Source organism: Streptomyces sp. G45, from assembly GCF_049542095.1.
GTDB lineage: Bacteria > Actinomycetota > Actinomycetes > Streptomycetales > Streptomycetaceae > Streptomyces.
Genome location: NZ_JBMUZU010000001.1, coordinates 3,662,297 through 3,675,351 on the forward strand (window position 1 = coordinate 3,662,297; position 13,055 = coordinate 3,675,351).

The 13,055-nt window shown below is 73.3% G+C and carries 15 protein-coding genes and 1 pseudogene; 10 read left to right on the forward strand and 6 right to left on the reverse strand.

Features of this window, described 5'->3' with window-relative positions; genetic code table 11:
* Nucleotides 1-17: 17 nt before the first annotated feature.
* Nucleotides 18-791 (forward strand): annotated as a pseudogene (locus ACOBQU_RS14785) (N-acetylmuramoyl-L-alanine amidase); the annotation flags it as partial.
* Between the two features lie 320 nt (nt 792-1,111).
* Nucleotides 1,112-1,825 carry an FG-GAP repeat protein gene (locus ACOBQU_RS14790; RefSeq protein WP_423627313.1) on the forward strand — a complete coding sequence of 238 codons (714 nt, stop codon included), beginning with the start codon at nt 1,112-1,114 and terminating at the stop codon, nt 1,823-1,825.
* Between the two features lie 98 nt (nt 1,826-1,923).
* Here ACOBQU_RS14790 and ACOBQU_RS14795 read toward each other — a convergent pair whose 3' ends face one another.
* The 3 genes from ACOBQU_RS14795 to ACOBQU_RS14805 form a co-directional block, all read right to left on the reverse strand.
* On the reverse strand, nt 1,924-2,469 hold the full coding sequence (locus ACOBQU_RS14795) for a hypothetical protein (protein WP_423627314.1): 546 nt from the start codon (nt 2,467-2,469) through the stop codon (nt 1,924-1,926).
* Nucleotides 2,470-2,613: 144 nt separating this feature from the next.
* Nucleotides 2,614-3,117: a hypothetical protein gene (locus ACOBQU_RS14800; RefSeq protein WP_423627316.1), complete on the reverse strand. Its 504-nt coding sequence runs from the start codon at nt 3,115-3,117 to the stop codon at nt 2,614-2,616.
* A gap of 101 nt (nt 3,118-3,218) precedes the next feature.
* Nucleotides 3,219-4,799, reverse strand: coding sequence for a beta-N-acetylhexosaminidase (locus ACOBQU_RS14805; RefSeq protein WP_423627318.1), 1,581 nt, complete (start codon nt 4,797-4,799; stop codon nt 3,219-3,221).
* Between the two features lie 375 nt (nt 4,800-5,174).
* Between ACOBQU_RS14805 and ACOBQU_RS14810 the strand changes: the two genes are divergently transcribed.
* From ACOBQU_RS14810 to ACOBQU_RS14830, 5 genes are all read left to right on the forward strand, one after another.
* Nucleotides 5,175-5,675 (forward strand): 2-oxo-4-hydroxy-4-carboxy-5-ureidoimidazoline decarboxylase, encoded by a 501-nt coding sequence (locus ACOBQU_RS14810; protein WP_423627320.1) that lies wholly within the window; start codon nt 5,175-5,177, stop codon nt 5,673-5,675.
* A gap of 149 nt (nt 5,676-5,824) precedes the next feature.
* Nucleotides 5,825-6,205 carry a succinate dehydrogenase, cytochrome b556 subunit gene (sdhC, locus tag ACOBQU_RS14815; RefSeq protein WP_384544331.1) on the forward strand — a complete coding sequence of 127 codons (381 nt, stop codon included), beginning with the start codon at nt 5,825-5,827 and terminating at the stop codon, nt 6,203-6,205.
* 7 nt (nt 6,206-6,212) lie between these two features.
* Entirely contained in the window at nt 6,213-6,695 is a 483-nt protein-coding gene (locus ACOBQU_RS14820; RefSeq protein WP_423627322.1) for a succinate dehydrogenase hydrophobic membrane anchor subunit, read from the forward strand.
* Nucleotides 6,696-6,711: 16 nt separating this feature from the next.
* Nucleotides 6,712-8,466, forward strand: coding sequence for a succinate dehydrogenase flavoprotein subunit (gene sdhA / locus ACOBQU_RS14825; protein ID WP_423627323.1), 1,755 nt, complete (start codon nt 6,712-6,714; stop codon nt 8,464-8,466).
* A complete protein-coding gene (locus tag ACOBQU_RS14830) occupies nt 8,466-9,227 on the forward strand; it encodes a succinate dehydrogenase iron-sulfur subunit (protein ID WP_423627325.1) in 762 nt (253 codons plus the stop codon). The genes sdhA and ACOBQU_RS14830 overlap by 1 nt, the downstream gene beginning before the upstream one ends.
* A 69-nt stretch (nt 9,228-9,296) precedes the next feature.
* Here ACOBQU_RS14830 and ACOBQU_RS14835 read toward each other — a convergent pair whose 3' ends face one another.
* Nucleotides 9,297-9,920: a Uma2 family endonuclease gene (locus tag ACOBQU_RS14835; RefSeq protein WP_423627327.1), complete on the reverse strand. Its 624-nt coding sequence runs from the start codon at nt 9,918-9,920 to the stop codon at nt 9,297-9,299.
* A gap of 362 nt (nt 9,921-10,282) precedes the next feature.
* Here ACOBQU_RS14835 and ACOBQU_RS14840 point away from each other — a divergent pair, with 362 nt between their 5' ends.
* Nucleotides 10,283-10,699, forward strand: coding sequence for a VOC family protein (locus ACOBQU_RS14840; RefSeq protein WP_423627329.1), 417 nt, complete (start codon nt 10,283-10,285; stop codon nt 10,697-10,699).
* A gap of 9 nt (nt 10,700-10,708) precedes the next feature.
* Here the strand turns inward: ACOBQU_RS14840 and ACOBQU_RS14845 are convergent, their stop codons facing one another.
* On the reverse strand, nt 10,709-10,870 hold the full coding sequence (locus tag ACOBQU_RS14845; RefSeq protein ID WP_423627330.1) for a hypothetical protein: 162 nt from the start codon (nt 10,868-10,870) through the stop codon (nt 10,709-10,711).
* Between the two features lie 252 nt (nt 10,871-11,122).
* On the opposite strand from ACOBQU_RS14845, the gene ACOBQU_RS14850 reads away from it, so the two are divergent.
* Both ACOBQU_RS14850 and ACOBQU_RS14855 read left to right on the forward strand, forming a co-directional pair.
* Nucleotides 11,123-11,548, forward strand: a complete 426-nt coding sequence (locus ACOBQU_RS14850; protein WP_423634491.1) for a hypothetical protein — start codon at nt 11,123-11,125, stop codon at nt 11,546-11,548.
* Between the two features lie 231 nt (nt 11,549-11,779).
* Nucleotides 11,780-12,511: an RNA polymerase sigma factor gene (locus ACOBQU_RS14855; RefSeq protein ID WP_423634493.1), complete on the forward strand. Its 732-nt coding sequence runs from the start codon at nt 11,780-11,782 to the stop codon at nt 12,509-12,511.
* Here ACOBQU_RS14855 and ACOBQU_RS14860 read toward each other — a convergent pair.
* Entirely contained in the window at nt 12,447-12,935 is a 489-nt protein-coding gene (locus tag ACOBQU_RS14860) for a carboxypeptidase-like regulatory domain-containing protein (protein WP_423634495.1), read from the reverse strand. The genes ACOBQU_RS14855 and ACOBQU_RS14860 overlap by 65 nt on opposite strands.
* Nucleotides 12,936-13,055: the final 120 nt, after the last annotated feature.

The following is a 13,055-nucleotide window of genomic DNA, read 5'->3' on the forward strand; positions in this document are numbered from 1 at the left end:
AGGTCGCGGCGGTCCTCGTGCACCACACGGCGGGCACCAACGACTACCGCTGCGCGGACGCGCCCGCGCTGATACGCGGCCTGATGGCGTACGACGTCCAGGCGCGCGGCCTGCCCGACCTCGGCGCCAACTTCGTCGTCGACAAGTGCGGCCGGATCTTCGAGGGCCGCGCGGGCGGCGTCGACCGGCCCGTGGTCGGCGGCCACACCGACGGCTTCGACGGCCAGACCACCGGCGTCGCCGTGCTCGGCGACTTCGAAGGCGGCCCGGCGCCCGCCCGGCCCACGCGCGCCGCCCTGGAGGCGGTGGCCCGCGTCGCCGCGTACAAGCTCGGCCAGTACGGCGGCGACCCGAACGGCACGGCCACGCTCACCGCGACGGCCGACACCGGCGTGTGGAAGAAGGACGAGCGGGCCCGGATCCCCGTGATCTCCGGCGGCCGCGACGCGGCGAAGACGGCGTCGCCCGGGAAGAACCTGTACGCGAGGCTCGGCGAGATCCGCCGGTACGCCGCCTCCGCGGGCCGGAACTCCGCCGCCCCGACGGCCGACTTCAACGGCGACGGCACCGCCGACCTGGTCGCGCCCACACCCCGCGCGAACAAGAAGAAGGGCGCCCTGACCATCGTGCCGGGCGGTCCCGACGGCCCCGTCGCCGCCGCGAAGAAGACCCTCACCCAGTCCAGCCCCGGCGTCCCCGGCCGCGACGAGTCCGGCGACGAGTGGGGCGCCGCCACCGCGTGGGGCGACATCGACGGCGACGGCCACGCCGACCTCGCCATCGGCGCGCCCGGCGAGGACGACACCGACGGCCACAAGGACCGCGGCGCGGTCACCGTGCTGTTCGGGCCGGAGTTCACCTCCGGCACCGACATGCAGCTGTCGGAGGACTTCGCGTACACCGGGGCGCGGTTCGGCTCGGCGGTGGCGGTGGGCGACTTCAACGCCGACGGCAGGGCCGACGTGTTCGCCGCGTCCACCGGCACCGGCGGCAGCTGGGCCGCGCGGTTCTCCCCGACCACCAGGCCGCGGGCACCTTCACCGCCGACGAGCGGCCGATCGCGTACCCGGACGCGGCGTCCGGCGACTTCAACCACGACGGGTACGCCGACGTGGCGCTCAGCTATCGCGACGCGGCGGGCAAGGGCCGCGTCGTCTGGTTCAAGGGCACCCGGTCGGGCCTCAGCCGCGTCGGCCACCTGTCGGCCAAGGGCGGCCGCGCGGTCGCCGCGGGCGACGTCAACGGCGACGGCTACGACGACCTCGCCATCGGCCAGCCCTACACCTCCGAGTCCGGCGCGCACGCGGGCGGCCAGGTCACCGTCGTCCCCGGCTCCGCCTCCGGGCTCACCTCCACCGGCGCGAAGACCGTCCACCAGGCCACCCCCGGCGTCGTCGGCGCCGCCGAGGCGGGCGACGCGCTCGGCTGGTCGGTGGCGGTCGGCGACACCGACGGCGACGGGTACGCGGACGTCTACGCGGGCGCCCCCGGCGAGGACATCACACGCGACGGCAAGACCCGCGTCGACGCGGGCACCTCACTGCTGTTCAAGGGCGGCCGGTCCGGGCTCACCGGCACGGGCGCGGTGGCCGTCAGCCAGGACGAGCCGGGGGTGCCGGGCGCCACGGAGTCCGGGGACCGGCTGGGGTCCGCCGTCAGCCTCGGGGACTTCGACGGCGACGGCCGGGGCGACCCGGTGGTCGGCGTGGAAGGGGAGGACGCGAACGCCGGGACGGTGTTGTCGGTCGGGCGCGGGGTGTACTACGGGCGGGCCCAGCTCGGTACGCCCGCGGGCGCCTATCTGGGGCAGGCCCTGGCGCCTTAGCCCCGAGGGGTGCTTGTCGATGGGCGGGTCCGCCGCGGTCGGCTCAGCCCCGCGCTCGTCCGGCGGCTGCGAGGGCGACGGGCTACAAGGGCGACGGGCTACGACGGCGACGTCTGGGCGCGCCGCGCCCGGGACACCGCCGCCTGGAGGACCCGGCGGCCCTCCGCCGACACCTCCACCACCTGCCGCAGACCGCCCGCGGCCAGGAGTTCGAGGACCCGTATCTGGCGGCGCAGCTCGGCGGAGGCCAGCGGGGAGACGCCGTCGGTGGGGCCGTCCAGGAGGCGGTGGATCTGGAGGGCCGCCGCCGAGCAGGCGTCCGCCCAGGGGCGCAGCGCGTCGGCGGACCGCTGGGCGGGCACCGCGTCCAGCATGCGGGCGGTGAGGGCGGCGGCGTCCCCGCCGTCCGCGTCGGCGGCCAGCTCCCCGCGGACCTCGGCCAGCTCCGCCCCCCACGCCGTGTCCTCCGCCAGGCTCACCCACAGCGGCCGGAGCGCCTGGTCCGCGCCGCCGAGCAGCGGCAGGCAGCGGTCCAGGCAGGCGAGCCCGCTGGCGGCCAGGGCCCGCTCGTCGGCCTGCGCTATCAGCTCCACCAGGCTGGGGTGCGCGCCGGAGTCGGGGCGTGGCAAAGGGCTCGCAGTCATGGCGTACGCGGTCTCCTGTCCCGGACGGGGCACCCGCACGCACCCCTCACGCCCTTACTGCGTCCGGCGGCGGAATAACGTCACTGAGGCCGAAAGTGATCGCCGCCGGGGCCGTGCGGGCCGCTGCTCGCGGCCGTGCGGCTCCTACTGGGGCAACACCCCGAGCCGGTCGAGCAGCCGGAAGAACAGCTCCTCGGCGGAGGGTTCGGCGTCGGCGGTGAGGACGTCGAGCAGCGCCGCCGTCCGCGCCCGCCGACCGGACTCGGCGGCCCAGGCGACCGCCCGCTCGGCGGCGTCGCGCGGCTCCAGGAAGTAGTCGTCGACGGTCAGGTCCGCGTCCGCCAGGTACCCGGCCATCGCGGCGCGCCCCAGGCAGGTCGTCCACGCGCCGCTCTTGGGCGCGGCGGCCTCCACCACCACGCAGTCGCTGTCCAGGACGAAGCCGAACAGCGCGGGGGCGCCGGTCTCCTCGGCGAGCGCGTTCATGTTGCCGACGTCCTGGCTGCCGTCGCTCGGGCACTCCCACACCTGCCAGCCGTCGGGCCGCCGCTCAAGCAGCGTCAGCTCGCCGCGCACGCCCTCCACGGTCGCGCACTCGCCGAGCGGCCGCTCGCTGCGGCCCACGACGTAGTAGCCCCAGTACCCCATGCCCGTGCCCCCCGTACTGCTTCCCCGTAGCTGCGACTTCCGGCCGAATACACCACACGGCACGCGGCGGCCGCCACCAGAACCGCGGATCTGCCGGACGCTCAGGGCGCCACCGCGGCGGCCAGGCGGACGAACTCCGGCCAGGGGCGGGTCGGCGGGCGCGCGTCCCACACCTTCTGCGCGGTCGCCCGCAGCGGCATACGGATGCCCCGGGCCACCTGCTCCTGCGTCTGCGCCCCGGGGATGTCGCACCACACGGCGAAGCTGGCGCCGAGGACGCGACCGTCGTGGGCGGCGGGCACGGGGGCCGTGCCGCGCAGCACGCGGGGCGTCCAGTGCTCGTAGATGCGCTGCCCGGTCGGATAGCGGAAGTCGTTCGGCTCGCCGAGGACGTAGTAGAGGAACTCGTCGTTGTAGTTGACGACCTTCCGGCCCTCCTCCAGATAGGCGAGGGGCTCGCGCGCGCCGATCTCCTTGCCGGTCCAGTACGCGACCTCGATGGCGTCGTCGGCGGCCACGACGCCGCCGCGGTAGAAGCCGTCGTTCCAGGCGCGGACGGCGCGGCCCGCGCCCACGGTCCGCGCGCGGTCGTTCAGCCACGCCGTCGCCAGGTCCCGCACGCGCGCCCGCGGCCCGAACCGCTCCCGCGCGGCGGCGGCCAGGCGCGGGTAGCGCGTCTCGGGCGACGCCGACATCAGCGCGCGGTACTCGTCCGCGCCGATGTGCCACCGGGCGCCGGGGAACAGCTCCGCGTACTCCCTCAGCAGGTCGTCGACGATCCGCGCCGCCCCCGGGTTCGCGATGTCCACGGCGCCGCCCGCCACCGCGCCGCGCGCGTCGCGCAGCCGCAGGTCCGGGTGGGCTTGGAGCACCGCGCCCAGGTGCCCGGGCGAGTCGATCTCCGGTACGACGGTGAGGTGGCGGCTCGCGGCGAGATCCACGATGCGGCGCACCCGGTCCTTGCTGAGGTGGTCGGCGGAGACGACCTCGGGGTGCGAGTCGGAGGCGATGCGGAAGGCCTGGTCGTCGGAGAAGTGCAGGCCGATCTCGTTGTACTTGAGGTCGCCCAGCTCCTTGATCCGGTCCTCGATCCACTCCGCGTCGAAATGCTTGCGCGCGATGTCCACCATGAAGCCGCGGCGGGGCTTGGCGGGCGCGTCCCGCACGGTGCCCTCCGGGGCGGTGCGGCCGTCGGCGACGGCCTGCTTGAGGGTGCGGGTGCCGTAGAAGACGCCCGCGTCGGCGGGGGCGGCGATCCGCACCAGGCGGTCCTTGACGGTGAGGGTGTACGACTCCGGGTCGCCGGTGCCCGCGAGGTCCAGGCGGACGTCGCCGGGCCGGGGGCGGGCCGTGCCGCCGTAGCGCAGGCGCAGCTCGCCCGCGAGGAGCCGGGCCTCCCCGGCGAGGCGCTCGTCGCCGACGACGACGCGGCGCCCCTTCTCGGGGCGCCAGCCGGGGCCGCGGGCGGCCTGGTGCTCCCGTACGGCGGGGATGGTGGCCGGGGCCTTGGACCAGGGGTAGGCGCGGGTCGGCGACGGCGACCGCGAGGGCGCGGACTCGGCGGCGCGCCCGCCCCCGCCCCCGCCCCCGCCTCCGTCCCCGTCGGGCCACGCCAGCACCCCCACGCCGACGCCGACGACCAGCACCGCGGCTCCGCCCACGGCCACCCAGGTACGCCTCACCCGCACACGCCTCCGTCCCTCCCCCACCGCCCGCCCGCGCTCTCCCGCCCCCGGCGGACACCCCGTCCAGCGTGCCGCGCCCGCACGAGGACCGCCAAAGATGCCACGGCGGCGGCGGACGCGGGACCCCTCCGCCCACGTGCGGCGTACCCCCGCGGGGCCCGTTCAGACCCGCCGCCCAAACTCCCTCATCCGAATGAAATCCCCCCGGCGTTTCCGAGAACTCCCCGAAGCCGCCCGCCACCCCCTGCGCCACCCCGATAGCGTTGCGCCACACCCCACCCACGCCTCCGCCGAGGAGCCCCCCTGCCGTCGCACCGCGCCATACCGGAACCCCTGAACGCCGCACCGGCCGACGAGGCCACCCGCACCCTGTTGACCTGCTGCGGAAGCCGCCACTGGGCGCGCCGCCTGACCGCGCACCGGCCCTATCCGGACCTGGACGCCCTGCTCGCCGCCGCGGACGAGGCGGCGTACGACCTGACGCCCGCCGACCTCGCCGAGGCCCTGGCCGCCGAGCCCCTGGCACCGGCGCTGCCCCCAGGCAGCGCGTACGCCGCGGTGGCCGCGACGGCGCTGCGCGCGGCCACGGCGGCGTACGAGAACCGCTTCGGGCACGCCTTCGTGATCTGCCTGGACGACGTGCCGCCCAGCGAGGCCCTGGACCACCTGCTCGCCTCGCTGCGCGCCCGGCTCGGCCACGAGCGGGAGGAGGAGCGCGCCGTCGCGGCGGAGGAGCTGCGGCGCGTGGCCCGCGGTCGGCTCACCCGGCTCGCGCACTCCTGGGCCCGGTCCGCGGCCGCCGTTCCGGCGCCCCACGAGGCCCCGGACCGCGCCGCCGGATCACGTGGCGATAGCCCGTACGTACCAGTTTGATTGCCTGTTTGATCACACCCGAGGACCCGGGGCGAGGACGCCGACAAGTCGTCGATACGATGACGAGCGGCCGGTGGACCGTACCCGGCCGGGCTCGTCCGACACCGAAGCCGGCCGGCCCCACATCCCCGCTCCCGGAGGGTTCTTCCGTGCCGGCTGGAACGCTGTACCGCGGCCGGGAAGGCATGTGGTCATGGGTGGCTCACCGAGTCACCGGTGTCCTCATCTTCTTCTTCCTGTTCGTCCATGTCCTCGACACCGCTCTCGTCCGTGTCTCCCCCGAGGCGTACGACGACGTCGTGGCCACCTACAAGACGCCGATCGTCGCGCTCCTTGAGTACGGCCTCGTCGCCGCCATCCTCTTCCACGCGCTGAACGGCCTGCGTGTCATCGCCGTCGACTTCTGGTCGAAGGGCCCGCGCTACCAGAAGCAGATGCTCTGGACCGTCGTGGGCGTCTGGGTCGTGCTGATGGTCGGCGCGCTGTACCCGGTCCTCGGCCACGCCGTCCGCGAACTGTTCGGGAGCTGAGGCCGATATGTCCGACACCACGCTTGAGAAGTCCGGAGTGGGCCCGGTCGAAGGCGGCTCGCTCTACGACGTCGACAACCCGGCCCCGGTCATCGAGGCCCCGCGCAAGCGCACCGCGAAGACCCCCCGCTCCACCCGCGGCAACTTCGAGATGGCCGCGTGGCTGTTCATGCGCCTGTCCGGCGTCGTCCTGGTCGTCCTGGTCATCACGCACCTGCTGATCCAGCTGGTGCTCGACGGCGGCGTCTCGAAGATCGGCTTCGCGTTCGTCGCGGGCCGCTGGGCGTCCCCGTTCTGGCAGGTCTGGGACCTGCTGATGCTGTGGCTCGCCATGCTGCACGGCGCGAACGGCCTGCGCACGGTCATCAACGACTACGCGGAGCGCCCGAACACGCGCCTGTGGCTCAAGGGCCTGCTGTACACCGCCACGGTGTTCACCATCCTCCTGGGCACGCTGGTGATCTTCACCTTCGACCCGAACATCCGCTAGAGCCGAGGCGACCGCAGTGAAGATTCACAAGTACGACACCGTCATCGTCGGCGCGGGCGGCGCGGGCATGCGCGCCGCCATCGAGGCGACGAAGCGCAGCCGCACCGCCGTGCTCACCAAGCTGTACCCCACCCGCTCCCACACGGGCGCCGCGCAGGGCGGCATGGCCGCCGCGCTGGCCAACGTGGAGGAGGACAACTGGGAGTGGCACACCTTCGACACGATCAAGGGCGGTGACTACCTGGTCGACCAGGACGCCGCCGAGATCCTGGCGAAGGAGGCCATCGACGCGGTCCTCGACCTGGAGAAGATGGGCCTGCCGTTCAACCGCACCCCGGACGGCACCATCGACCAGCGCCGCTTCGGCGGTCACTCCCGCAACCACGGCGAGGCGCCGGTGCGCCGGTCCTGCTACGCGGCGGACCGCACCGGCCACATGATCCTCCAGACGCTGTACCAGAACTGCGTGAAGGAGGGCGTGGAGTTCTTCAACGAGTTCTACGTCCTGGACCAGCTGATCACCGAGGTCGACGGCGTCAAGAAGTCGGCGGGCGTGGTCGCGTACGAGCTGGCCACCGGCGAGATCCACGTCTTCCAGGCGAAGGCCGTGATCTACGCCTCCGGCGGCACCGGCAAGTTCTTCAAGGTGACCTCCAACGCGCACACCCTCACCGGTGACGGCCAGGCGGCCTGCTACCGGCGCGGGCTGCCGCTGGAGGACATGGAGTTCTTCCAGTTCCACCCGACCGGCATCTGGCGCATGGGCATCCTGCTCACGGAGGGCGCCCGCGGTGAGGGCGGCATCCTGCGCAACAAGGACGGCGAGCGCTTCATGGAGAAGTACGCTCCCGTCATGAAGGACCTGGCGTCCCGCGACGTCGTGTCCCGGTCCATCTACACGGAGATCCGCGAGGGCCGCGGCTGCGGTCCCGAGGGCGACCACGTCTACCTGGACCTGACCCACCTGCCGCCGGAGCAGCTGGACGCCAAGCTCCCGGACATCACCGAGTTCGCGCGCACGTACCTGGGCATCGAGCCGTACACGGACCCGATCCCGATCCAGCCGACCGCGCACTACGCCATGGGCGGCATCCCGACGAACGTCGAGGGCGAGGTGCTCGCCGACAACACGACCGTGGTCCCCGGTCTGTACGCGGCGGGCGAGGTCGCCTGCGTGTCGGTGCACGGCGCCAACCGCCTGGGCACCAACTCGCTGCTCGACATCAACGTCTTCGGCCGCCGCGCGGGCATCGCCGCCGCGGAGTACGCGGCGAAGGCCGACTTCGTGGAGCTGCCGGAGAACCCGGCGGAGTTCGTCGCCTCCCAGGTGGAGCGGCTGCGCGAGTCGACGGGCACCGAGCGCGTGGCCGTGCTCCGCAAGGAGCTGCAGGAGACGATGGACGCCAACGTGATGGTGTTCCGCACGGAGCAAACCATCAAGACGGCCGTCGAGAAGATCGCCGAGCTGCGCGAGCGCTACAAGAACGTCTCGGTGCAGGACAAGGGCAAGCGCTTCAACACCGACCTCCTGGAGGCCATCGAGCTGGGCAACCTGCTCGACCTGGCCGAGGTCATGGCGGTGTCGGCCCTGGCCCGCAAGGAGTCCCGCGGCGGTCACTACCGCGAGGACTTCCCCAACCGCGACGACGTCAACTTCATGCGCCACACCATGGCGTACCGCGAGGTCACGGCCGACGGCAAGGACTCGATCCGGCTCGACTACAAGCCCGTCGTCCAGACCCGCTACCAGCCGATGGAGCGTAAGTACTGATGGCAACCCCGACGATGGACAAGGTCGAGGCGGACGCCGCGGCCTCGTCGCACCTCATCACCGTCACCTTCCGGATCCGCCGCTTCAACCCCGAGGTCTCGGCGGAGGCGACCTGGGAGGACTTCCAGTTCGAGATCGACCCGAAGGAGCGCGTGCTCGACGGTCTCCACAAGATCAAGTGGGACCTGGACGGCTCGCTGACCTTCCGGCGCTCGTGCGCGCACGGCATCTGCGGCTCGGACGCGATGCGCATCAACGGCAAGAACCGCCTGGCGTGCAAGACGCTGATCAAGGACATCAACCCGGCCAAGCCGATCACGGTCGAGCCCATCAAGGGCCTGACGGTCCTGAAGGACCTGGTCGTCGACATGGAGCCGTTCTTCCAGGCGTACCGGGACGTCATGCCGTTCCTGGTGACGACCGGCAACGAGCCGACCCGGGAGCGCCTGCAGTCCGCCGAGGACCGCGAGCGCTTCGACGACACCACGAAGTGCATCCTGTGCGCCGCGTGCACGTCGTCCTGCCCGGTGTTCTGGAACGACGGCCAGTACTTCGGCCCGGCCGCGATCGTGAACGCGCACCGCTTCATCTTCGACAGCCGTGACGAGGCGGGCGAGCAGCGCCTGGAGATCCTGAACGACAAGGACGGCGTGTGGCGCTGCCGCACCACGTTCAACTGCACGGACGCCTGCCCGCGTGGCATCGAGGTCACCAAGGCGATCCAGGAGGTCAAGCGGGCGCTGATCACGCGCCGCTACTGAGCCTCCGGCCCGGTCCGCAGCGAGGGCCCCGCACCCGGTTCCGGGTGCGGGGCCCTCGTGGTCTCGCCCTCACGGCCTGCGGCGGTTGAGGGCCGTCAGATCGATGTCGATGTCGAAGGGGCGGGACGTCTTGAGACGGTCGAAGTGGACACCGGTGGGGCCGTAGGCCTTGGTGCCGGGGTCCAGTACGAAGGTGTGGACGACGGGGAGGCCCGTGGCCCCGTCCTGCTCGACCCGCCAGAAGTGCGGAACACCAGCTTCCGCGTACTTGCGCGGCTTGACGTCGCGGTCGCGGATGACGGAGTCAGGTGAGACGACTTCGATGGCGAGGACGATGTCTTCCGGCTTGAACCACGTCTGGTCATCCCCGGTGTCCGCTTCGGCGTGATAGACGACGATGTCCGGCTCGGGGCGGTTCCATACGTCCAGCTTCACCGTCATCTCCCGGTCGACATCGAGATGGTCCGGCGTCTGCCGCAGGAGTGCACTTTCCAACAAGTACATCGTGCGCGTGTGGAACCTGCGCTGCGGACTCATGAAAACGAGACTCCCGTCGATCAACTCCGTATGCGGCGGGAGGCCCGGAATCCGGTCGAGGTCGTCCACGGTCCAGCCCTCGACGGGCGGGATCGGCCAGTGGTACTGCTCCGGCTCGTCCTGGAGCTCGTGCTCCTGGTCGGATGCGGCGCTCATGGTTGCTCCCATGGGACGGAGTCTCGCCTGTTCCTCCAGCGTACCCAGGGGCGTTGGATCACTCTCCACCGTACGAGTGAACACCGCGCGCATGGCCGAATCCACCGCGGGGCGCCCCAGACCCGCCCCTTTCCCGAAACCAGGGGGCGCCGCCCCTGGCACCCCCGCTTCATTGCCGCTTCGCGGCTCGTCCTCAAACGCCGGACGGGCTGGATCCAGCCCGTCCGGCGTTTGAGGACGAGGCCGGAGGCCGATTCGGGGGTGCCAGGGGGCTGGCCCCATGGTTTCGGTGAAGGGGCGGGATTGGGGGCCACCCGGCAGGGCTACCGCCGGTGGGGGCGGGGCCGACCTATGGTGACGGCATGTCAGATCGTGCTGGAGCGGAGCCCACCGTACCCCTCGGGTTCGACCACGTGCTGCTCCCGGTGGGCGCCCTCGACGAGGCCGTCGGCTTCTACGGGCGCGCCGGTTTCCCCCTCGTCCACCGCCTGGACGAGGCCGGGCTCGCCATCCTGAAGGCGGGCCCGGAGACCCCCGGCCTCCTGCTCCGCGTGGAGGACGGCGCCGCCCACCGCCCACCCCCCTGGCCCACCCCCCGCGTGTGGATCGAGGTGCGCGACGCCCGCGCCAAGGCGGCGGCCCTGGCGGCGGCGGGCATCCCCGTCCTCGCGGAGCCGTTCGCCGTGGCGACGGGCTGGACCGTGGAGATCGCCGACCCCTGGGGGAACGTCATCGGCTTCACGGACTACTCGAAGCGGCCGGAGCTGGCCCGGGCCTGACCCCGCGGCTCACCGCCCGCCCCAGATCGCGTACAGCACCGCCGCCAGCAGCACCGCGCACACCACCAGGCAGCCCAGCACCACCCTGCTGTCCGGGACCTCCCCCACGAGGGCCGACCGTTCCTCCTCGGTCAGCTCCACCACGTCTTCCGACAGTTCGTCCCTGTCCACTGCGCCCCCTCACTCCGGGAGGGGAGACCCGCCGTGTGATCAAAGGTTGTGCGTCTGGCTGGAGTTGGCCGTGTGACAACGGACACCGCGTGGGAGTGTGACAGTCGGGCGGTCGGTTGCGCTTGTTAAGCGGTGAGGGCACTCGTTGCTCTCGTACACAGCGGAGCACAGTGGGGACGACATGGGGACAAGGGGTGGGGAACCGTGGCCGGAGCGGGGCAGAGCGCGCCCAGGGCGCCGAGGGCGGACCAGATGCGGGGGTACGCGCGGCGGTTCGTCGCGGATGTGACGGAGCGCAACCGGCTCCCCCTGGACTTCTCCGTGCGGAGCCTGCGGGTCGTGGACTTCGTCCTCGACGGGCTGCGCGGGAGCGGGCGCGGACGGGCCGAGGTGGCCGGGCCGCTCTTCGGCTTCGGGGCGTACGTGGGCGAGGTGCTGGTGCGCCGCGCGGGCGCCGTCTGGGTGGACTTCGACGACGGCCAGCGGCGGTTCTTCGGGCAGCCGGTGGGGGTGCGGATGCCCGACGGGCGGGTGTGGAGCCCGCTCGGCAAGGTCGTCAACCGGTACGAGGCCGGGGCCGAGGAGTCGCTTCAGCTCTTCTACCTGACCCTGCCGGGACGGCACGCCGCCCGCACCGGCGACGGGCGGGCGGAGCCGGAGCCCGCGCGGTCCCGGTGACGGCGGCGAAGGCGTGAAGGGCATGGCCTCGGTGCGGACGCGAACCCGAGGGAACGGCACCGGCCCGGGCCGGGCGGAACCAGCGGAACGAGCCAACTGGCGGATCGAGCGGAACGAGCGGATCGAGCGGATGGAGAGGAGCGCGTGACCTCGGGCGGGGAGCAGGGACGGGACCGAAGACGGGGCCCCGGCGGGGAGCGGGGGCGCCAGGGCCAGGGGGAGCGCGCGAAGATCGGCGACGCCGCGCTGAGCCGGGCCCTCGCGGACGCCCAGCGGGGCGACGACGCGGCGTTCGCCACGGTGTACCGGTGGGTGCACCCGGGCCTGCTCGGCTGCGTGCGCGGCATCGTCGGCGACGAGGCCGAGGACGTGGCGTCCGAGGCGTGGCTGCAGATCGCCCGTGATCTGCGCCGGTTCAGCGGCGACGGCGCGGACTTCCGCCGCTGGGCCGCCACCGTCGCCCGCAACCGCGCCCGCGACCACCTGCGCCGCCGCATGAGCCGCCCCCGTCTGATCCTCGCCGAGGGCGACGCGCTCGACGTGCCGGATCCGCGTGACCCCGCCGAGCAGGTCATCGAGCGCCTGGCGGCCGACGACACCCTGGAGCTGGTCCTCGCGCTGCCCCCGGACCAGGGCAGGGCCGTCTACCTCGGGGTGGTCGTCGGCCTGGACGGCCCGGCCGCGGCCCGCTTCCTCGGCAAGCGCCCGGGCGCCGTGCGGATGGCGCTGCACCGCGGGCTGCGGCGGCTGCGCGCCCAGCTGGCGCCCCGCCGGGCCCCGTCGGACGGCGTGCCCCGCCGGGCGCCCTCGGACGACGCCGAGCCGGGCCGCCCGCGCTGCCGACGCGGCGGCGGCCTCCCCCTGGTCAGGGCGGCCGCCGCCGCGTCGGCGGTGTCGCTCAGCGCGGTGGCCGGGCGGGCCGCCCCGTCCCCACCGCCTCCACCAGCTCCAGGTCGTAGGTGAGCGGGCCCTCGCCGAGCATGATGTGCCGCGCCCGTGACGCGTACCCGGGTGCGGTCGCCGCGAGCAGGTATACGCCGGGGGCGGGCGCCAGGAGCGCGTAGGCGCCGTCGGCGCGGGACGACACGCGGTCGAGCTGGCGGCCGGACTTGGCCAGCAGGGTGAGGGTCACGCCGTGGATGGGCTCGCCGTCCGGCGTGAGGATGTAGCCGTGCACGGCGGGCGCGGTGTCCTCGGGGCACTCCGGCGCGGCCTGCTCGGGCATGGCCAGGGCCGCGTACGCGTCCAGCGGCGCGCAGACGTCGGGAGCGTCGGGCGGCACATAGGCGTCCAGGGGCTCGTGGGTGCCCAGCGGGCCGTACTTGTCCAGCGGCTCGAAGCTGTCGAGCGGCTCGTATCCGTCCAGCGGCCCGTAGGTGTCCAGCATGTCGTCCCCGTTCGGTCTCGTCAGCCTGTCGTTCTGGTCCGGCGGTGCGTGCTCGTGCGCGTACGGAAGTCGCTCGTGGTCGTACGGAAGTCGCTCGTGCGCGTAGGGAAGCCCCTCGTA